The sequence below is a fragment of the Vibrio toranzoniae genome, from assembly GCF_024347655.1.
In the GTDB taxonomy this organism is placed as follows: Bacteria; Pseudomonadota; Gammaproteobacteria; order Enterobacterales; family Vibrionaceae; genus Vibrio; species Vibrio toranzoniae.
Map to the genome: position 1 here is coordinate 1,818,337 of NZ_AP025514.1, position 20,458 is coordinate 1,838,794.

The 20,458-nt window shown below is 44.9% G+C and carries 16 protein-coding genes; 5 read left to right on the plus strand and 11 right to left on the minus strand.

All coding sequences use genetic code 11. The annotated features are described in order from the left end of the window. The first annotated feature begins 42 nt into the window (after positions 1-42). On the plus strand, positions 43-492 hold the full coding sequence (locus tag OCU50_RS08005; protein WP_060467895.1) for a tellurite resistance TerB family protein: 450 nt from the start codon (positions 43-45) through the stop codon (positions 490-492). A gap of 114 nt (positions 493-606) precedes the next feature. Here the strand turns inward: OCU50_RS08005 and OCU50_RS08010 are convergent, their stop codons facing one another. Together OCU50_RS08010 and OCU50_RS08015 are read right to left on the minus strand one after the other, a co-directional pair. Continuing rightward, a complete protein-coding gene (locus tag OCU50_RS08010; RefSeq protein WP_060467896.1) occupies positions 607-1,137 on the minus strand; it encodes a 3'-5' exonuclease in 531 nt (176 codons plus the stop codon). Positions 1,138-1,224: 87 nt separating this feature from the next. Beyond that, positions 1,225-2,763, minus strand: coding sequence for a sensor domain-containing diguanylate cyclase (locus tag OCU50_RS08015; protein WP_060467897.1), 1,539 nt, complete (start codon positions 2,761-2,763; stop codon positions 1,225-1,227). A 347-nt stretch (positions 2,764-3,110) separates the two neighbouring features. Here OCU50_RS08015 and OCU50_RS08020 point away from each other — a divergent pair, with 347 nt between their 5' ends. From OCU50_RS08020 to OCU50_RS08030, 3 genes are all read left to right on the plus strand, one after another. Next, positions 3,111-3,743, plus strand: coding sequence for a DUF2760 domain-containing protein (locus OCU50_RS08020; RefSeq protein WP_060467898.1), 633 nt, complete (start codon positions 3,111-3,113; stop codon positions 3,741-3,743). Continuing rightward, positions 3,743-5,719, plus strand: a complete 1,977-nt coding sequence (locus OCU50_RS08025; RefSeq protein WP_060467899.1) for an Hsp70 family protein — start codon at positions 3,743-3,745, stop codon at positions 5,717-5,719. The genes OCU50_RS08020 and OCU50_RS08025 overlap by 1 nt, the downstream gene beginning before the upstream one ends. 138 nt (positions 5,720-5,857) lie before the next feature. After that, the gene (locus OCU50_RS08030) at positions 5,858-8,710 is read left to right on the plus strand and encodes an Hsp70 family protein (RefSeq protein ID WP_060467900.1); all 2,853 of its coding nucleotides are present in this window, start codon (positions 5,858-5,860) and stop codon (positions 8,708-8,710) included. 195 nt (positions 8,711-8,905) lie between these two features. Here OCU50_RS08030 and OCU50_RS08035 read toward each other — a convergent pair whose 3' ends face one another. The 8 genes from OCU50_RS08035 to OCU50_RS08070 all read right to left on the minus strand — a co-directional run bounded on the left by OCU50_RS08035 (position 8,906) and on the right by OCU50_RS08070 (position 16,925). Continuing rightward, a complete protein-coding gene (locus OCU50_RS08035) occupies positions 8,906-9,121 on the minus strand; it encodes a hypothetical protein (protein ID WP_060467901.1) in 216 nt (71 codons plus the stop codon). A 255-nt stretch (positions 9,122-9,376) separates the two neighbouring features. After that, complete coding sequence (locus tag OCU50_RS08040; RefSeq protein ID WP_060467902.1) at positions 9,377-9,850, minus strand: DUF2947 domain-containing protein; 474 nt, start codon at positions 9,848-9,850, stop codon at positions 9,377-9,379. Positions 9,851-10,021: 171 nt separating this feature from the next. After that, the gene (gene rimJ, locus OCU50_RS08045) at positions 10,022-10,609 is read right to left on the minus strand and encodes a ribosomal protein S5-alanine N-acetyltransferase (protein ID WP_060467903.1); all 588 of its coding nucleotides are present in this window, start codon (positions 10,607-10,609) and stop codon (positions 10,022-10,024) included. 105 nt (positions 10,610-10,714) lie between these two features. Next, a complete protein-coding gene (tyrR, locus tag OCU50_RS08050) occupies positions 10,715-12,259 on the minus strand; it encodes a transcriptional regulator TyrR (RefSeq protein ID WP_060467904.1) in 1,545 nt (514 codons plus the stop codon). A 144-nt stretch (positions 12,260-12,403) separates the two neighbouring features. Next, the gene (locus tag OCU50_RS08055) at positions 12,404-13,456 is read right to left on the minus strand and encodes a YcjF family protein (RefSeq protein ID WP_060467905.1); all 1,053 of its coding nucleotides are present in this window, start codon (positions 13,454-13,456) and stop codon (positions 12,404-12,406) included. Positions 13,457-13,470: 14 nt separating this feature from the next. Then, positions 13,471-14,844 (minus strand): YcjX family GTP-binding protein, encoded by a 1,374-nt coding sequence (locus OCU50_RS08060; protein ID WP_060467906.1) that lies wholly within the window; start codon positions 14,842-14,844, stop codon positions 13,471-13,473. Between the two features lie 213 nt (positions 14,845-15,057). Continuing rightward, complete coding sequence (locus tag OCU50_RS08065; protein ID WP_010441392.1) at positions 15,058-15,243, minus strand: hypothetical protein; 186 nt, start codon at positions 15,241-15,243, stop codon at positions 15,058-15,060. Positions 15,244-15,407: 164 nt separating this feature from the next. Next, a complete protein-coding gene (locus OCU50_RS08070) occupies positions 15,408-16,925 on the minus strand; it encodes a fumarate hydratase (protein WP_060467907.1) in 1,518 nt (505 codons plus the stop codon). A 253-nt stretch (positions 16,926-17,178) separates the two neighbouring features. Here OCU50_RS08070 and pabB point away from each other — a divergent pair, with 253 nt between their 5' ends. Then, positions 17,179-18,552, plus strand: a complete 1,374-nt coding sequence (gene pabB / locus OCU50_RS08075) for an aminodeoxychorismate synthase component I (RefSeq protein WP_060467908.1) — start codon at positions 17,179-17,181, stop codon at positions 18,550-18,552. A gap of 186 nt (positions 18,553-18,738) precedes the next feature. Here pabB and OCU50_RS08080 read toward each other — a convergent pair whose 3' ends face one another. After that, positions 18,739-20,457: an ATP-binding protein gene (locus tag OCU50_RS08080; RefSeq protein WP_060467909.1), complete on the minus strand. Its 1,719-nt coding sequence runs from the start codon at positions 20,455-20,457 to the stop codon at positions 18,739-18,741. Position 20,458 lies beyond the last annotated feature (1 nt).

Genomic DNA, 20,458 nt, shown 5'->3' on the forward strand with positions numbered 1-20,458 from the left:
TCAGCGTTGCAAACTCGATATAAACATTCACTGGAGCTCGTTATGTTTAATTCTCTTACATCAATCTTCAAACAATTAATAGAAGGCCAAGACCTAAGCAAAAACCAAGTCGCATCACCCAATCTCGCCATCGCGAGTTTATTATGTGAAGTTGCGGGTGCCGACCACCAGATCGATGAATCGGAAAGAGTGGCTAAGCTTCAGCTAATTCAGCGCTTGCTGGGCTTAGATGAGGAGCAAGCAAAGGCGTTACTGGAACAAGCCGAGCCAAAAGTAGAACAATCGGTATCGCTGTATGATTACACATCTCAACTACGAGAATTGTCTCAGCAAGTAAGAATCGACTTAATAAAAGCGATGTGGGAAGTAGCGCATGCAGATGGTGAAATAGACCCAATTGAAGACTCTGTGATCCGTAAAACAGCAGAGCTACTCTACGTTGACCACAGTGATTTCATTAAAACGAAATTAAATGTAATTGGTAAAATTTAGCAAAAATGCTTTTCTATTAGCCTAAGCATTTCTATTAGCCTAAGCATCCGTCATCTGTCGCACTAAAAAGCACTGATTTGAAAGTAAGAAACAATGGTCTAATAGTCACAACAATTAAAGCATGGTCAGCGTTAGCTTCGCCAAGTTGTACGCGTCAACGTAACCGGAATGTTGGCGCCCTTCCCATTCAATGTTCTTAGCTTCTTGAGCGGCCCTGTGGCCAATGCGTTTGTCTTTCAATCTATTTTGAACACGATAAAGCGTTGCGATGTTTAAGAACTCGCTGAAAGGAGGTTCAATGCCTTTCTCTTTACACTCCTTGTGTAAGATGAGGTCATCGCGTCCCCACGCTGCGTAAATCTTGTTTGGACCACCAAAGTTCTTGATCATCGACTTGATGACAGACTCTAGCGGGCGGCCTTGCTTTTCAATTTTACGAGGTGTAATGCCCGTCAACTCGGCACAGAACAGAGAGACTTCGTCTTTCTCTGGCTTAACGTAGTATTGTGCGCGCTTCACGATAGTGCCGGATGCTAGGTCAATCTCAGCAAGACCAACTTCAATGATCTCCCCTGTTGTACCTACCCCGTCTTCGCTCCAACAGCACATTTCCAAATCGAAACACACCACTCGATTGTGATTCATACGTCGCCTAATTCTCTCGTCAAAAATTTCGTGAAATTGTACATGAGCCCAATAAAGAACTCGACCCCAGTTGCATCAAGTGCTCATTTAGCCTGCAATTGTGACTCGATTTCGGCCATTTGACTTACTGTGGTAGAGCATGCTGTCCGCTTTTTGCATGATCTCTTCAGAGTCCTCACCGCTACGAATGGCAGCACCAATACTTAAAGTACAACTCAGTTGTCGACCTTGATGTTCACAATGAGAGTGACTCACTGTGTTTCGAATGCATTCTAAGTAACGATTCAAAGCTTCATGGTTCGAGATGCTAGAGATAATACAGAACTCATCACCGCCTAAACGGAACAGACCATCTCCTTGTTTCAGATTGACAGAAATCAGCTTGATAACATGAATAAGTAAAGCGTCGCCAGCCGGGTGGCCGAATTGGTCATTAATACCTTTAAACTTATCGACATCAAACCCAATCAAACTAAAGGGCTGGTTTCGCTCAATGGCTTTGTCGAGCATTTTATTGAAAGCACGGCGGTTATAAATTTCGGTCAGGCTATCATGATTGGCTAAGAAACGAAGCTCTTCCGTTCTTTCATCAATCATTCGGTATAAACGCTCCTTCTCACGAATTTGTAAATTGACAATATAAGCAAGAAGCAGTGAGATGGTTGTACCAACAAAAGCAATACCCGCCAATACAAGATAACCATTAAAAGAGATGCATGAATCTATCTTGTAATCGACCGTCCATTGCCGGTTAGTCAAGGTAATTGTTTTTGTAATATGGTGTCCAGACACACCTTCGTAGCCGTCAGATTCAAATAAAATAGGAGCATCTTCTGATTCGAAGCCGTTATCGGTAACACGTACATAGACGTCTATATCTCCGATGGTTGATGCCAAAAGGTTATCAAAGTAGGCCGTCGTACGAACGATACCAATCACAACCCCCAATAAGTTGTCACTGTGATCCTCGAACACTGGATGGAAAACCAGCATCCCCCTTTTCGGCGTATCACTATCTAAACCGTCTTGCAGTAGGCGGACTTTGTCTGAAATATTAGCCTCACGCGTCTCTCTGATGTTATCAAGGATCAACTTAAAGCGTTCACGAGAAGAATAAAAACCCAATAGATCATTGTTTACTTGATCATTGGGGTAGATATCGGTCGCAATAAATGCGGGTTCACCACTCAAAACATAACCGTATGTTTTTGGGCCATGTTTAGGAATAGTAAACATTTTGTAGGATGGGTACTTCGCTACCATTTGTGCGGTATGTTCGGCGATATCTTCTACCGCCACTTTTTGCATCCATTGCAACCCAATCAAGCTTTTCGACCCATTAATCGTTTGCTTAGCAAAACGGTCAAATTTATCCCAGCCCTCTGGCTCAGAGGAATAGAAAAAATTAGCACCTGAACCTATATAAGCCACATCATTATCGATAAATGCTTTCAAGCTCAATGTTTGTTGCTTAGCAAAGCTATCCAAGTTCGTATTTAATGAATTATGTTGATTGATCGCGACTAGAACAAAACACAAGACCATTATCAAAAATGAAATCGAAAAGGCGACTAACGGCAGAGTTCGTTTTTTCAACCCCGTCATAGAGTCGATTGTATGGGGCATACAGTTTCCATTCATATTGATTGATTTGAAAGTATACACTGCCAGAATACTACTCTCTAATTATCTTGGCTTTAACAATGGGACAAAACTAACACTATTTACAAAGTGTGGACATTTACGACGAATAAACCAACAATTCTCGATTAAATTTCAAGCTAACTCGCTAAAAAGCCAATTTATTGAAAACATTTAATAAAGCCCTTAAGCCTTGAACATGCTAGTATCCACCCATATTTATAGCTTGAAAGAATCTATTTTTCCTTTGTATAAATGAGTTTTCTTTCCAACCTGTATATTCTACAAAACCAGCGAATATACCGTTAAATCAATCTTAAAGAGAAATCACTATGATCGTTGATTTGAACCTAATCCCACAGACGTTTGATATGCTTCACGCAGGCTTAACTGCATCAAGCGTTTTACTACTGTTAATTGCCGTTTCTCGTAAAACCAAAGTGGTTGAGAAAGTCATAGAAAAACCAGTAGAGAAGATCGTTGAAGTTGAAAAGCCAGTTGAAAAAATTGTCGAAGTAGAGAAAGTTGTTGAAGTTGAAAAAGTGATCGAAAAAGTCGTTGAAGTGGAATCTAAGCTGGCGACAGCGCCAACAGATTCAGCAATGCAACTTCTGTCTATCATGCAACAAGAAGCGCGCTTAATCGACTTCCTACAAGAAGACCTAACTTCGTTCTCTGATGAAGAAGTTGGCGCAGCGGCTCGTGTTATTCACACTGGCGGCCAAAAAGTATTAGCAGACTACGTAACGCTTTCTCACATCCGCAGTGAAGATGAAGAGACTCGCATCACGGTAGCTGAAGGTTTCAACCCGCAAGAGATCCGCCTAACAGGCAATGTAACGGGTAATGCACCATTCAACGGCACGCTAGTTCACAAAGGTTGGAAAGCAACTGATATGAACCTACCTAAGCTTGCTGAGAATTACGATGCATCTGTGATTGCACCGGCTGAGGTGGAGCTATAATGGAACACCAAACTCATTCAGCTCAAGAGCATTCACAAGAGCTATCTTCTCAAGAGCAACATCAAGCACCTAAGTTCAGTGTTGGTATCGATTTAGGTACTACACACTGCGTTTTGTCTTACATCGACACTACCAATGAAGACGCTCGCGTAGAGGTGATGCCAATCCCTCAACTGACGGCTCCAGGTACAGTAGAAACTCGCAGCCAACTTGGCTCGTTCCTATACCAGCCGCACGAACATGAAATGAATGCGGGTTCTCGCGTTCTTCCTTGGTCTTCTGAGCCTAAAGCCCTAGTAGGTGCTATTGCGCGTAACCTTGGTTCAAAAACCCCTATCCGTTTAGTAGCAAGTGCTAAATCTTGGCTATGCCACGGTGGTGTAAACCGTCGTGATGCATTCCTTCCTGCAGGTAGCCCTGATGAAGTGGAAAAGGTATCTCCGCTTAAGACTACTGAACTGTACCTTGAGCACCTTAAAGATGCTTGGAACCACGCAAACCCAGAACACAAACTGGCAGACCAAGATGTCACAATCACGGTTCCAGCTTCGTTTGATCCTGCTGCACGCGACCTAACAGCTGAAGCGGCACGTAATGTGGGTTTCACTCATCTAACGCTTTTAGAAGAGCCTCAAGCAGCACTTTACAGCTGGATCGATAACAGCGATGACAAGTGGCGTGACGAAGTCGACGTTGGCGACATCGTACTTGTTGTTGATATCGGTGGTGGTACTACCGACCTTTCGTTAGTTGAAGTCACTCAAGACGACGGCAACCTAAGCCTGAACCGTATTGCAGTAGGTGAACACATCCTACTTGGCGGCGACAACATGGACTTAGCGCTTGCTTACCGCTTGAAGATGAAACTGGCTCAAGACGGCAAAGAACTGGCACCTTGGCAAGTTCAAGCGATGACTCACGCGTGTCGCGATGCTAAAGAAGCGCTACTTAACGATGCTGAACTGCAATCTGTGCCAATCGTGGTACCAAGCCGTGGTTCTAAACTGCTGGGTGCGACACTGAAAACAGAACTGACTCAGCAAGAAGTACAACAAACCTTGGTTGATGGCTTCTTCCCACAAGTCGCTGTAACGGAGCATCCGGTACAGAAAACACGTGGTGCACTGACTCAAATGGGTCTGCCTTACGCTCAAGATGCGGGCATCACTCGTCACATTGCTGCATTCCTGTCTAAGCAAGCGAACGCGCTTTCTGGAAATACCGAAACCGCTCAGCAAGATTTCAACCCGTTTGCAAACATGCCCGGTATGCCAGGTACAGAAGCGCCAGGTGCAGAAGTACCTGCAGCAGAGTTCATTAAGCCAACAGCAATCCTGTTCAACGGTGGTGTTCTAAAATCTAACCTACTTGCTGATCGTCTTTCAGATACCATCAACGAGTGGTTGATCAATGCTGATGCTGAATTTGCTAAACAGCTTTCAGGTTTAGACCTAGACCTAGCGGTTGCAAGTGGCGCTTCTTACTACGGCGCAGTTCGTCGTGGTCAAGGCGTTCGTATCCGCGGTGGTATCGCATCTTCTTACTACGTAGGAATCGAGAGCGCGATGCCCGCAATCCCAGGTATGGCTCCTCCTATGGAAGCACTGTGTGTTGCACCATTCGGTATGGAAGAAGGTTCAAGCGTTCAAGTGCCTAGCCAAGAGTTCGGTCTAGTGATTGGTCAGCCTGTTCACTTCCAATTCTTCGGTTCAACGACACGCCGTGAAGATGAAGCGGGCACGCATCTTGATCACTGGGCACCAGAAGAGCTAGACGAGCTTCCGGAAATCCAAGTGACACTGCCTGTATCTGAAGGCCGTCGCGAAGGTGAAGTGGTTCCGGTTACTTTGGCTTCTCGCGTTACTGAGCTAGGTACCTTATACCTAGAAGCGATTGCCACTGACAATGGTCAGAAATGGCACGTTGAGTTCGACGTTCGTGAAGATTCGAACAACGACTCAAACGAACAAGCATAATGAACTAACGGCACCTTAACGGGTGCCGTTACTTTATCAATGCGATTCCCTAACCCTGTATGAAAAGCATTTAAAAGACAATAATAAGACCAAGACTATCAACACACTGGTCATCACTCTGGAAGAATAAGGTTTTGTATGGCATCTCCTCGTTTTTTAGTCGGCATTGACTTAGGCACAACCAACACTGTGGTTGCCTACTGTGAAATCAACGACGACCTACAACATGCTCCCGTTTCTCTTTTCGATATCGATCAACTCATCGGCCCCGGTGAAGTGGTTCGTAAGCCCCTACTTCCATCCTTTCGTTACCACCCAGCACAAGGTCAAATCTCCCCTTCTGACCTGACGATGCCGTGGGAACCAAGCCCAGTAAAAGGCGATATCAAGAACGTTATCGTCGGTGAATGGGCACGTGAACTAGGCGCTAAAGTAGAAGGCCGCCAAGTATCGAGTGCCAAGAGTTGGTTATCTCACCAAGCGGTGGATCGCAGCTCAGACATTCTCCCTTGGGCTGGCGCAGCTGATGTCGATAAAGTATCGCCGGTTGTCGCGAGTGCGAGCTATCTGAATCACATTCGCCAAGCATGGAACTACCGTAACCCAAGCAACAAACTTGAAGACCAAGATGTTGTTGTAACGGTTCCTGCATCATTCGATGAGACAGCACGTAAGCTGACACTTGAAGCCGCAGAACTTGCTGGCTTAGGTAAGATTTTATTACTCGAAGAGCCTCAAGCGGTTTGTTATGACTGGTATGCACGCCACCAGCAAACAGCTGCGGAAGTGCTTCAACAGATCCCGTTAATCTTAGTGTGTGATGTCGGCGGTGGTACTACCGACTTGAGCTTAATTGAAGCGCAGTTCAATGCGGATAACGATACGGACAAGCAAGGTCATAGCGAGCTAGCACTCGACCGTATCGGCGTTGGCGAACACTTGATGCTGGGGGGTGATAACCTAGATTTAGCCCTCGCTCACCTAGCCGAACAACGCTTCAATCAAAACAAGAAGCTGAATGCCTCTAGCCTAACCAAACTGATTCAACAAACTCGCGCTGCAAAAGAGCGCTTGCTTTCTGCTAATGCGCCAGACGATGTGAAGATTACCATGCTTGGTAGCGGCTCGAAGCTATTAGGTGGCACTAAGAGTATTGGCTTAACCAAGCAAGAAGTTCATCAAATCGCTTTGGAAGGCTTCTTCCCACTTTCTGAATTTACTGAAACACCAGACAAGCGTCGCAGCGCTGTGGTTGAATTCGGCCTGCCTTACGTTGCCGATCCAGCAGTCAGTAAACACGTTGCAGAATTCCTAGCAACGCACCAACAAGTGTCGAAAACAGCACTAGAGAACTCTGATTCTATCGAGTTTGACGATACTAAACCTGCTATTCCTATCGGTGTGCTACTTAATGGGGGTGTGTTCAATAGTGAACTTGTGACAGAACGTATTACTCAGCTTCTAGGTAACTGGAAAGGTTCTCCAATCACAGTATTAGATAACCCTCACCCTGATTGGTCTGTGGCTCTAGGGGCTGTTGCTTTTGGTAAAGCTCGCCGTGGTGCGCAGCTGAAAATCGGTGGCGGTGCCGCTCGTTCTTACTTCTTGCATCTACAAGAAAAGAACAAGATGGGTAAAGCACTTTGTCTGCTTGCCAAAGGGACTGAAGAAGGCCAAGAAATCCGTTTGAACAGCCGTCGTTTCTCATTGACGCTTGGCGAGCCGGTTCGTTTTAATCTACTGACTTCAACACACGATCAAATCGCACACGACACTGCAATCCAAAACGGTGTGATGGTGGATGTGGATGCCGATCTGTTCTCCCCTCTTCCACCTTACATTTCTACCTTGGAAGGTTCGGGGACTGTGGAGCTTCAAGCCAACCAAAAAGAGCGCGTTGAAGTATTGCTCGCTTGTCAGTTGACCGAAGTAGGCACACTTAAAATAGAATGTGTGAGCACTGAAGATGACTCTAAACGTTGGTTGCTTGAGTTCGAAGTAAGAAACAAGCAAGGTGATGAGTCTGAAACCTCTAAACTACATCCAAGATTGGATGAATGTAAGGAGATAATCTCTCGTCTATATAGTGGCAACAAGAAGAGTGCTGAATCGAAAGAGATCAAGACGCTATCGAAAGACCTTGAGAAACGACTCGGTAAACGTGATGAATGGGACTTCACGACTCTTCGTCATTTGTTCGATAGCTTCTCATTAGGTCGCAAGCGTCGCCGTCGCTCAGAGGCACACGAGAAGAACTGGCTGCGTTTAGCGGGTTACTCGCTGCGTCCTGGCTTTGGCGACCCAACGGACTCATGGCGTATCGAGCAAATTTGGGGCCTATACCAACAAAACATCCAGTTTAAGAACCATCAAGGTTGGACTGACTGGTGGGTATTCTGGCGTCGTGTTGCAGGCGGTTTAAACCAAGAGCAGCAAGAGACTATCTTGGCCGACATTGCTAAGTACCTTCACCCGGGCGCAATGAAGAACCCTAAAACGGCTAAAGATGCACAAGACAATGGCTATGAGGCCATGGTTCGTTTAGCGGCGTCACTTGAGCAACTTGAAGTGGAAGACAAAGTACTGCTGGCGAGTTGGTTCTTGAGCAAAGCGATTAACCAGAATCAGTTTGAGCAAGCGCACTGGTGGGCACTGGGTCGATTAGCATCAAGAACGCCTTTGTATGGCAGTCAGCACAGCGTGACTCCTAGAGAACAAGCCGAGCAATGGTTACCGAAACTACTTGAACAGAACTGGCATAAAGAACAAATGATAGCCTTCGCAGCTGTGATGATTTGTCGTAAGACGGGTGACCGTCAGTTTGATATCTCTGATGACTATCGCAACCAAGTGATTGAGAAGCTGAAACAAAGTAAGGTGCCTGAATCTTGGCTGATGCTAGTGAGTGAAGTGACTGAACTTTCTGAGAGCGAGTCTAAGCGTGTGTTTGGTGATGCATTGCCAAGCGGATTAAGCCTGATCAATAGCTAATTTTAAAAACGACTAGCTTTCGTTACTAATGAAAAAAAGAAAAGCCACTTTCGATTCGTTGAAAGTGGCTTTTTTATTGGTGGCTTAAGGCCTGTTTGCAAGTGTCTGCTTGACTCGTGTTTCGCTGGCCAATGTCTAATTGATTAGAGGCTTGCTGTTCAAAGGCCTTATTAGCCGTGTTGCTGTTCATCATTGTTAGTGTTTGGTTCCTGTTGGGTTGATAGGAAAATCCGTGTTTTCATAAATATCGGACAGTTTTTTCGGTTTCTTACCCTTGGCTCCTTTGGTTGATTGACTATGAGTTTCGCTTAAAAGCCATTGCTCATGCATTTTTGCTGAATCCAAAAACTCTGGATCCTCCATTGCTTCCTTGCGAAGTTTATTTACACGTTCGAGAGTATCCCAAATCATAATACTTCACCTCCACTAAGGCAGTACTATAAAGATAGCCCAAAACCATAAAACTTCAAGTAAGCCAATGGGATAGCGATCTCAATTTCGTAAATCTCTGTATTTAAACGAGTGGAAATTCGATTCAATTTTCAGCTTCAAACAGTGGGTGTTTCGCAACGATCTTTAAAGATCCACAAACACAAAAAAAGCGAGCTCGATGCTCGCTTTCTATCTGTCGTTTGTACAACGTGACTTAATTAAATCATGTTTTAATTAAGCTCGGTTACCGATTTTCACGGTACCGTTTGTTGAGAACCAAAGCGCTTCTGAACGACGGCGGCCAAGTAGAATCGGACCATCATCGTAGAACAAAAAGTTCTTCCAATGCTTCTTAAAAATCGCCCACTTGGTCTCTAGTACATTATATTTTTCGTAACAAAAATAAACAGTTACGTCATCTTGCCAATCAATGAAGTTTAGGATCTCTTCTGGCATTTCTGGTTCATCTGCTTCCCAATGTGCCATCCAGCTGATCTCTTCATTCCAGTTCGATGCTTTGCTCGGCCAATCTTGCGAGCTTAGTCGCTCGGCATCAGGGCTTTGAGGGCTTACGTTCTCTTTCCAGAACTGAGATGCTCTTGCCTGTGTCATTGGCCTAATCTTTTCCAAGTCCTCAGCGGGTAGTGGCATCGACTGGTGAGTAAAAATCCATTTTCTTTGGTATTCGTCCAAAGTTGTGTATGACATCAAAATTCCTCAAATTTCTTCTCAGGCTTATGGATTACCATGCCTATATGTTCTTTCTGATGCAGCGGCGATTAGAGATCGCTTGATATTCGCTGCCTTTAAATTCGTTGTTCGCTTGTTTACTTAAATACGCTTACTGCTAAATACAACTGTAGCTAACTACAACTGCGTTTAAGCATTGCGTCTGTCTTCCCAGTTCGGGTTAACTAACGCGGTCAGTATATGGTCTTCCCATTTACCGTTAATCTGTAGGTAGTCTTTAGCAAAACCTTCGCGAACAAAACCAAGATGTTCCAACACACCAGCACTTCGCTCATTGTGAGGCATATAGCCCGCCATTAAACGGTGCATGTTCTGCACATCAAACATGTAGTCCTTCGCCATGCTCAAGCCTCTTCGCATGTAACCGTGGCCTTGTGCACTTTCAGCCAACGAGTAGCCCACATTACAGGCGTAAAACGGAAAGCGAGACAAATTACTGAACGAGATTGTCCCTAACATTTCGTTAGAGTCCGCATTAATCAATAAACAATAGTAGCCAAGCCCCATTTTATGAAGCTCGTTTAGTTTGATCAGTCGCTGCGCCCAACCTTCTCTTTCGAAGAACGCATCTTCTCGAGTCGGTTCCCAAGGCTTAAGGTGCTCTCGGTTTGTTTGAAAATACTCACTGATCATGCTCGCATCGTCAATTTGCGCTGTACGTAGAATAAGGTTTCCATCGTGCTTATAAACGCGTTCAGGTGTACTCAGATCTTCCATTCGCTTTCTTATTCCGTTATCTGGTCTTGTTCTAATGTCTTACTCAATACCGTTTGCTTGTTCAATACTGCCCACTTACTTAATAACATACCCAAGCAGGCTCAATCAGTTCTTTCTAATACCGTAGTCGCGCAGTTTGTTGGCAATTGAGGTGTGAGAAACATTCAAGCGCTTTGCTAACTTACGGCTTGATGGGAACGACTGATAAAGCTTCTCTAGAATCTGAGATTCATAGTCTTTCATGATCTCATCCAGAGAACCATCTAAGCTTAGATTCGCCATTCCTGCCGTCATGGTTTCTAACTGAGGCAAGTGGAATTGATCAACGGTTAAGGTATCTGAATCCAACTCTGTCAGTGCGCGTAAAACCATGTTGTCTAATTGACGAATGTTACCCGGCCATTGGTAGTTGCCTAACTGGTCAATCAATTCTTGAGTAAGCTTTGGCTTTAGCATGCCTAGTTGCTGCGCATATTTAGCCACGAACAGATCTAGCAATGATGCTACGTCGTTAGAACGTTCACGCAAAGCTGGAATTGACAGTGTCAGTACATTCAAGCGGTAGAACAAGTCTTCACGGAATGAACCAGAATCGGCAAGTTCAGAAAGGCGGTGGCGCGTTGACGCGATAATACGCACATCAGCGTGCATCTCTTCTTCTTCACCAACACGACGGAAAGAACCATCTTGTAGGAAACGCAGTAATTTGATTTGTAGATGCGGACTCATTTCGCCAATCTCATCTAAAAATACCGTACCGCCATTCGCTTGTTCGAAAATACCTTTATGACCTTGCTCATGGTTGAATGAACCCGGAGCATGACCAAACAATTCGGTTTCCGCTACGTCATCTGGCATGGATGCACAGCTTAGAATCAAAAATGGGAAAGAAGAGCGATTTGATCGGTTGTGACAAGCTTTAGCCAGCATCTCTTTACCCGTACCTGTATCGCCTTCAATTAACAGAGGCTGATCCAGCATCGCCAATTTCTTAGCTTGGCTTATCAAGGCTTTATGGCGATTAGACACACCAACAAAGTGTTCGAAACCTAGGTTGTTCTGTTCTGGGATGGCATCTGGCGTGTTCATCTCTTGATTACAAGAGCGAATCGTCATTACTGCACTGGCCAGTACTGCTTCGTTAACATCGCCACCAAGATAAATAGGCAGAACCTCAATCGAGAAATCTAAACCATCCAACACCACCACTTCACGATGACGAGTGACGTCACCTTCGATCCAACGAGCAAAATTGAAGCTAGGTACGAATGTCGAAAGCGGCTCACCGATCACTTCGTCTTCTTGCTTGCCGAATAGGTTCAATGCAGCGTGGTTCGCTATATCAACTGACCCTTTAAGGTCAATCGCAATCACGGGGTCTGGTAGATTAGCCAACAGAGCAATTAACTCTGTGTTATGCCTTTCGCTTGGCATAAATTGGATTTTTCGTACATCCTTCACACCAGAAATTCGGCGAATTTCAGCCATAAGTTCACTAAAAGCATCAAAATTGATATCAGGGCAATTTAGGTAAATAATGCCTTTAACATCAATTTCGATTCCTCTTAAATCAATGCTTTTTGAGGCCAAGATATCGAGCAACTCACGCGTTAAGCCGAGTCTGTCTTCACACAATACTTCAAGACGCACAAATAGTCCTATTATAGGTGTCAGGATAAGTTGACAGTAGTGTGGATTAAGGTCTGAGTTCAGTCAAGAAGAAGAGTAAACATATGTTTACTCTTCGCTCGCAAACCACTCAATGTCATACATTTTGTTTCAAAGTCGTATGCACTATTTCAGCGTGATTCGTTTTATTTCAGAAAGGACGGCTTTACGAAGGTCTGATAGTTTTACTTTGCGCTCGTTATGCCAAGGCATTGGGCGCAGCAACGTCATGGCTTTTAAGCCCAATCGAGCGGTTAGGATACCAACACCGAGGCCCTGTCCTGCTCTCGCGGATACTTTGCCAGCAAGATCCATCGAGACGAGATCCACACTTGCATCTATTGCCAGTTCACTTGCGCCCGCTGCCGCCATATTGATTAACACCAACTTGAACAACTTAATGCGAGACCAGTAACCAAGCTCAATGCCATACACATCGGCGAGCTTGTCTATCATGGTGAAATTACGCCACGCCACCAGCAACATGTCTGCCGCCGCTAATGGGCTCACCGCAACCAAGGCCGCCGATTCCGTCGAGAATTTGGTCACGATTTGAGTTGCCACCTTATCTTGTTGGCTCACCACTAGCGCATCGTACATATCCAACACTTCAGCATCACTGTGCGCAGGGTTAATGCTGTTTCGCCATTTATCATAAGCTGGAGACTCGGCAATAATGCCGCCCTGCTTGGCGATGTTTTCACAGAACGTTTTGCCCTTACCGACACTTTGGCTTTGCAGTAGCTCTTCACTCTGTTCTTGCACACTAAAATGGTCTTTCAGTGAGCGTAGTTTCCACAGCTCTTTGCCTATTGCGCCTAAGCCCAACGAAGCAATAACTGCTATGAAACCAGCCCAACCTAGGGCGAGCCAGTCAGCAGATTGAATCGCGGTGATGACAGAATCAATCGCTTGCCAGCCGACTAAGCCTGAGAAAGCGACCAATACACCCGTTCCAAACCACTTCTTCTTTTTGCTCGGTCGAATCACTTGTTCCAGTTGCTGCTCAGCGTCACCATCAAGGTCGGTTTCCACTTGTGGTGCGACAGGAACAAATTTCTCTTGCTCGGTAAATAACTGCTGGGCTCCGAGTTCTGAACTCGCTTCATTCTTATCATTGTCATCAAAAGAGGTCTTCAACGGTTCATTAAAGATCTGCTTTGTTTTTAATTCACTCATTTTGATTGCCTCAATTACTTCAACTTATCGCCAATGAGATACTCTAAAACCTTATCGACTCGTAAGTGCTGACAAGGCTCATCGGAATGTTGCTCCATTGGCCTAAAGCTCGTGAAATCAAATTGGTTGGTTTCCCAATACTGTTTGTTCGGAAGCTTACGTGGCACCTCACCCGGATACATGGTTTGAGGTACATCATCTAAGGTGACACCTTGCAGCGCTGGAACATTGTCTGACCCTGAAGAGATATAACCTGCACTGGTCGCTTGAATAGACGCGATGCTCATGCAGCTCATATCGATATGTTCAAACGCTGCCTGTTGCCACGCTGGGTGCACCATCTGTTGTAACAGTGACACCAAGTTCGGATGCTGATCTGGTGTTACGTGATCGGCTTTGGTGGCTGCAAACAAGATCTTGTCGATCTTAGGTGCAAACAAGCGTCTTAAGATATTGCTTCGACCGTACTTAAAGCTTTTCAATAGCTGCTCAAGTGCGCCACGCATATCCATGAAAGAGTCGTAACCTGCATTAAGTGGCTGCAAACAGTCCACCAACACGATTTGTCTATCGAACGTCGCAAAGTGATTCTTATAGAACGCTTTCACTACCTTCTGTTGATACTCTTCATAACGCGCTTTTAGCACAGCATAGTTACTTGTTTTTGAGAACTTACCTTCTGGTGCGATACACGGGAAGAATTGCAGTACAGGCGCGCCTTCAAGCTCGCCCGGTAATACGAATCGACCCGGTTGTACCCAGTGCAGTCCGTTACTTTTACAAGTATGAAGGTACTGAGTGTAACTATCGACAATCGCGACCAGTTTCTTTTCGTCTGCTTCGGCTAACAAGTCAACGTCACCACGCATTGCGTTCCACTGTTGCGAGTAGGTTTCTCTATCGCCTTTTAGCGCTGCAAATTGAGATTGGCTCCAAGTATCAAAGTCCATATCTAGCAAAGGCAAATCAAGTAGCCATTCCCCTGGATAATCAACAATGTCTAGGAAGAGCGTGCTGTTTTTACTCAGTAGCTTTTTCGCGCCCTTGGCTGGCTTAAATTTTATGGCTAAACGAATCTCACTGACATCACGCGTTGGCACTGGCCATTCTGGTGGCTGCGCATTCAAAGACTCCATCGCTTCATCGTACGAGAAACGGGGGATCATCATGTTGTGCTGAGGGATACGCTTTGCGCCAATAATTCTTCCATCTCTCGCTGATGAAAGAAGCGGTAAATTTTTGTGAGTAGAGGTATGAAGAAGCTGGTTAACCAACGAGGTAATAAAAGCTGTTTTACCCGCACGAGACAGACCCGTTACCGCTACTCTAATGTGAGAATCCGTTCCTCTGCTTATAAAGTCACTCATTTCTTGAGTTAGGTGTTTCATTTGAACGACTCCGTGATAAATAGGCTAGCTGATTATGATAATAGAGAGGCAAGCCTATGTTCTTTCCCTTTTGGGATAGTTTGTATGCTTTTGCTTTTGCTTTTGCTTTTGCTAATAGTGGTGAGTATGCAATACCCATTCTTAATGCTAGATGAATAAAAGCCCCTGACTACATACATAATCAGGGGCTTTAAATTTTTTGTTGATATCGGACTAATCGTCTTCTATCAGCTTGTAGATAACAAACAGGGTTATCTCAGAAATCAACCACAATACACATGTGATAGTTACGTATTTTTCGTTAAAGATGCTGATTCCGTGCAAGATCAAATCGTAACCAATGAAACTACCAATCACCACTGCCAAGATAATCTGTAGGATCTGAATAAAACGAGGCATTCCTCTCTCCTATGTTCTTATATCAAACGATGTGTTTATCACTATATCATTGATAATAAGACAAAAGTGCAGATAATGCTGCACTTTTGTCTTTAACTTTCTGTCAAAATTTGCAATTCAAACAGTGAAGCCAACATCAATTACGATTTTTTGGCTTCGTTTAATTAAACTTTTTCAGCTTCAGCAATTTTCACTTTCCACGTGTCAGGGCCGATCTGGTGTGCGTTCACGCCGTTAGAATCAACTGCTACCGTTACCGGCATGTCTTCAACTTCAAACTCGTAAATCGCTTCCATACCTAGATCTTCAAACGCAACTACGCGTGCTTTTTTAATTGCTTTCGCGACTAAATAAGCTGCACCGCCGACTGCCATCAAGTAAACCGCTTTGTGCTCTTTGATTGACTCAACCGTTGCAGGACCACGCTCGGCTTTACCGATCATGCCCATGATGCCTGTTTCGTTTAGCATCATGTCTGTGAACTTGTCCATACGTGTTGACGTTGTTGGACCCGCAGGACCTACCGCTTCATCGCCAACTGCATCAACAGGGCCAACGTAATAGATGAACTTGCCTTTGAAATCAACGCCAGCTGGAAGGCCTTCGCCGCTTTCTAGCATGCCTTGGATACGCTTATGCGCTGCATCACGACCGGTTAAAATCTTGCCTGATAGAAGAACCGTTTCGCCTGTCTTCCACTCTTGTACGTCTTCTTTGGTGACTTCATCAAGGTTAACACGACGTGTGTTTGCGCCCGCTTCCCAAGTGATGTCTGGCCACTCTTCTAGCTTAGGTGGCGTTAGCTCTGCAGGGCCGCTGCCGTCTAGTGTGAAGTGAACGTGACGCGTTGCTGCACAGTTCGGGATGAGACAAACTGGCTTAGATGCTGCGTGTGTTGGTGCTGTTTTGATTTTCACATCAACCACAGTTGTTAGGCCGCCAAGGCCTTGCGCACCAATACCCAGTTTGTTTACGCGGTTGAAGATGTCTAAACGAAGCTCTTCTTCAGCGTTCTCTGGACCTTTGTCGATAAGCTCTTGGATATCGATGTGTTCCATCAAGGATTCTTTCGCAAGTACCGCTGCTTTCTCAGCTGTACCGCCGATGCCTATGCCTAGCATACCCGGTGGACACCAGCCCGCCCCCATGGTTGGTAGCGTCTTCTCTACCCATTCTGCAATATCGTCAGAAGGGTTCAGCATAACCATCTTGGTTTTGTTCTCAGAACCGCCGCCTTTCGCCGCGATTTGAATTTCAACTTTGTTGCCCGGAACCATATTAATGTGAACAACCGCTGGTGTGTTGTCTTTGGTATTAATACGCTTACCTGCAGGGTCCATTAGGACAGATGCACGCAATGGGTTATCTGGGTTGTTGTAAGCTTGACGAACGCCTTCATCAACCATCTGTTGTACTGTTTGATCCGTTTCCCACCTAACATCCATACCGATGTTCACGAAACAAGTAACAATACCCGTATCCTGACAAATTGGACGATGACCTTCCGCAGACATACGCGAGTTGATAAGAATCTGAGCGATCGCATCTTTTGCTGCTTGGCTCTCTTCTTTCTCGTACGCTTTTTCTAGGGCTTGGACAAAGTCTAAAGGGTGATAATAAGAAATGTACTGAAGTGCGTCAGCGACACTGCTGATCACATCTTGCTTACGAATAACCGTCATTGCATGCCTCTTTATTGTTCTAGTTCCATGTGGGTTCACAGTTTGACTTTTATGCCGAATCGAATTAGTGGGTTTAGCTTTTTATTGTCTTGAGCTGTATTTAGTTGCTTTAGCAATCGCTTGCATAGCTGTAAACTAAACCACTTGGATTACTCCGTTCTAATCAAGAACCCATTTTATTTTCAATTTATGATACTCTTGCTTCCTCTCACACGCCATGCAGTGATCGAACTCTTTGTCACAAATTAAACAAATGAATAACAACGAATTTCGCTCTATCCAAATCAAGCCGCTTGAATATCAATCAACTTTAGCTAAACAGCTGTTTTCTCATATTGAAAGCCTGCCGTGGGCAATGCTATTACGCTCTGCCTCAGAAAGCCACGTTGATAGTCGATACGACATTTTAGTTGCTCACCCCATCGCCACCTTCGAGACTATCGGCGTCAAAACGACCGTTAATGTAAACGAAGAGCGTAAGGTGTCAGAGTCTGATCCTTTCGAACTACTCGACCAATATCAGCAACAGTTATTGCCTGCAACCAAAGACCACCCTGAATTACCATTCGTTGGCGGCGCTTTGGGCTACTTTAGCTATGATTTAGGGCGCAGAGTGGAAACGCTTCCATCTCTTGCAAAGCGTGATATTGAAGCACCCGACATGGCGGTGGGTCTCTATGAATGGGCAATCGTGGTTGATCATAAGCTTAAGACAGCGTGTGTGGTTGGACAGAATATCGAGGCGCACTGGAATTGGTTGTCTGAGCAGAAAGACAAATCTCAAACAGAGGAGTTTCGCCTAACAACGCCGTGGCAATCGAACATGAGCGAACAGGGCTACGCGGACAAATTCGATAGCGTTCAAGAGTACTTGCTGTCTGGCGACTGTTATCAAATTAATTTAGCTCAGCGCTTCAATGCCAAATACCAAGGCAGTGAATGGCTAGCTTACGACAAATTAGAGCAATACAACTCGGCACCCTTTTCCGGTTTCATCCGTTTGGCCGACAGTGCCATTATCAGTGTCTCACCTGAACGTTTCTTAGAACTTAAAGATAACGTGATTGAAACCAAGCCGATTAAAGGCACACGTCCTCGTTCTGATGACCATGTGATTGATGATGCGAACGCACAAGGCTTAGCAAATGCCGACAAAGATCAGGCCGAAAACCTGATGATTGTAGACCTACTTCGTAATGACATAGGCCGAGTAGCAAAACCGGGCACGGTTCATGTTCCTAAACTGTTCGATATTGAAAGCTTCCCAGCAGTGCACCACCTAGTAAGCACAATACGAGCTGATCTAGACTACCAGTACTCAGCGACGGATCTATTGAGAGCTTGTTTCCCCGGCGGTTCGATAACAGGCGCACCTAAAGTTCGCGCGATGCAGATCATTGAAGAGCTAGAGCCTCATCGACGTTCAGCGTATTGCGGCAGTATTGGCTACATCAGCCGAAACGGTAGAATGGATACCAGTATTACCATTCGCACCTTAGTCGCTGAGAACAATACCCTTTACGCTTGGGCTGGCGGTGGTGTGGTGTTTGATAGTGATTGTGCTTCTGAATACCAAGAGACACTCGACAAGTTGAGCCGGATCTTGCCCGTGCTCGAAGATAGCTAAGCATCAGGCCAATGTTCGACGACGTTTCCCCGTTGGCGTTCAACAAATAAAACAAACCCTAAGTTATCCGGTTATCGTCATGACCACTTAGGGTTTTTAGTTTCTTGGCTAAAGGTATGCTGACCACGGAGCTAACTAGCTCAACTTAAATCACAGTAGTTTAGCCTAAACAATAAATAACTTGGCCTAAACAACAGCAGCAGGTACGGCCCCCCACTTCTGAAGCATATCTTTGAGATCATCCGCAGTGTAGGGTTTACTGAGTATGTCATCCATACCACACTGAATACAGCGTTCACGCTCTTCTAGCGTTGTGCCCGCAGTCAGTGCCACAATCGACTTGTTATATCCTTTCTCTCTTAGGGTCTGTGTTGCTTCAAAGCCATCCATGACTGGCATTCTGCAGTCCATAAATAAAATGTCGTATTCATTGTTACATGCTAACTCAAGCCCTTCGACACCATTGCTTGCGATCGCCGGCTCTATCTCATACTTACGAAGCATTTGTTGGATGATGATCTGGTTCATCTTAATATCATCAACCACCAGCACTTTTAATAACGAAAGCTCGACATGTGACTCGACATCTTTAGCCTCTCGTTCGCTATTAGACAATACTTCAATCACTTGCAGCGGAATTGCGATAGAAAAAGTCGTTCCTACGCCCACGGTACTCGAAACTTTAATATCACCATGCATCATCGCGACTAACTTGCGACAAATAGCTAAACCCAGCCCTGTACCTTCATAGTTTCGGCTACTTGAGTTATCAGCTTGTGTAAAAGGTTCGAAAAGTGTTTTATGAGCAGACTCTGCGATTCCAACCCCAGAATCTTGTACCGAAAAGAAAAACTGATTATGGCGCCATTCTATATCAACACTTACGTGACCTTCTTCAGTAAACTTGATGGCATTACCAATCAGATTCACAAACAATTGCGTAATACGCTCCAAATCCCCATTGAAGTGAGTAGGCATATTTGGGGCAACATTGACATTAAATTGCAGTTGTTTCTCAATAGCTCTATTTATAAAGATGCTGTCGATAGTGTTTCTCAAATCCTTCAACGCAAACTTCTTAGGAATAAGTTCCAACATGCCCGCATTGATTTTACTGTAATCGAGTAGGTCATTAATGATGGTTCTTAGAAACTCACCAGATTGGCTCAGATTGTTCACTAATTCACGCTGTGAACTTGTTAATTCGGTATCACTAATCAGTTCTGCGCTACCCAACAAACCGTTTAATGGAGTCCTTAACTCGTGGTTAATCATGGCAACAAAATCGCGTGTCGCCCTTTCAGATTCTTCCGCTCGTTGGCGTGATTTAATATTGCGGTTAATGGCAAGCTGATGAGCCAACGCACTGCATATAAGGTCGGCCACTAACGATAATTGACTCTCAATAAACTCATAGTCTTGTACAGACAAATGAACTTTAACGATCAGTGCACCAACAATCACCTGCTCGACTTCAAGGGGCACCGTCAGTATATTGCCTTTCCATTGAGGCATCTGTATATCATGGGTTAGCTCGCCAACGGTTTTGTCGCCATAGTCGTACGTTTGAAGTTCTGGGATTAGCTTAGGTGGCAGTATTAAACGGCTGGCTTCGATGAGGTAACTGTTCGTCACATTAGTCGTTAGTTCAGACAACATAACATCATCCAGATCATTACGAAGAAAGGCACGTCCAAAATCAATCAACAGGTTATCGACTTGTTCTTGAAACTCAATACGACGCAAATTCGCTTTAGAGCGCTTCTCTAACTGGCGCAAAGCAAGTTCAAGCTGCTGGTTGGTCTCAAATAGTTCAAGACTTTTTTGCTCCAATAGTCTTTCAGCTTCTTTTCTTGCCGCGATCTGTCGCTTAAGTTTCTTTTCTAGCGCGGATGCCAAACTCATA

Coding starts and splice junctions, on each gene's coding strand:
- OCU50_RS08005 (WP_060467895.1), top strand. CDS start 43: ATGTTTAATTCTCTTACATCAATCTTCAAACAATTAATAGAAGGCCAA.
- OCU50_RS08010 (WP_060467896.1), bottom strand. CDS start 1,137: ATGAATCACAATCGAGTGGTGTGTTTCGATTTGGAAATGTGCTGTTGG.
- OCU50_RS08015 (WP_060467897.1), bottom strand. CDS start 2,763: ATGCCCCATACAATCGACTCTATGACGGGGTTGAAAAAACGAACTCTG.
- OCU50_RS08020 (WP_060467898.1), top strand. CDS start 3,111: ATGATCGTTGATTTGAACCTAATCCCACAGACGTTTGATATGCTTCAC.
- OCU50_RS08025 (WP_060467899.1), top strand. CDS start 3,743: ATGGAACACCAAACTCATTCAGCTCAAGAGCATTCACAAGAGCTATCT.
- OCU50_RS08030 (WP_060467900.1), top strand. CDS start 5,858: ATGGCATCTCCTCGTTTTTTAGTCGGCATTGACTTAGGCACAACCAAC.
- OCU50_RS08035 (WP_060467901.1), bottom strand. CDS start 9,121: ATGATTTGGGATACTCTCGAACGTGTAAATAAACTTCGCAAGGAAGCA.
- OCU50_RS08040 (WP_060467902.1), bottom strand. CDS start 9,850: ATGTCATACACAACTTTGGACGAATACCAAAGAAAATGGATTTTTACT.
- rimJ (WP_060467903.1), bottom strand. CDS start 10,609: ATGGAAGATCTGAGTACACCTGAACGCGTTTATAAGCACGATGGAAAC.
- OCU50_RS08055 (WP_060467905.1), bottom strand. CDS start 13,456: ATGAGTGAATTAAAAACAAAGCAGATCTTTAATGAACCGTTGAAGACC.
- OCU50_RS08060 (WP_060467906.1), bottom strand. CDS start 14,844: ATGAAACACCTAACTCAAGAAATGAGTGACTTTATAAGCAGAGGAACG.
- OCU50_RS08065 (WP_010441392.1), bottom strand. CDS start 15,243: ATGCCTCGTTTTATTCAGATCCTACAGATTATCTTGGCAGTGGTGATT.
- OCU50_RS08070 (WP_060467907.1), bottom strand. CDS start 16,925: ATGACGGTTATTCGTAAGCAAGATGTGATCAGCAGTGTCGCTGACGCA.
- pabB (WP_060467908.1), top strand. CDS start 17,179: ATGAATAACAACGAATTTCGCTCTATCCAAATCAAGCCGCTTGAATAT.
- OCU50_RS08080 (WP_060467909.1), bottom strand. CDS start 20,457: ATGAGTTTGGCATCCGCGCTAGAAAAGAAACTTAAGCGACAGATCGCG.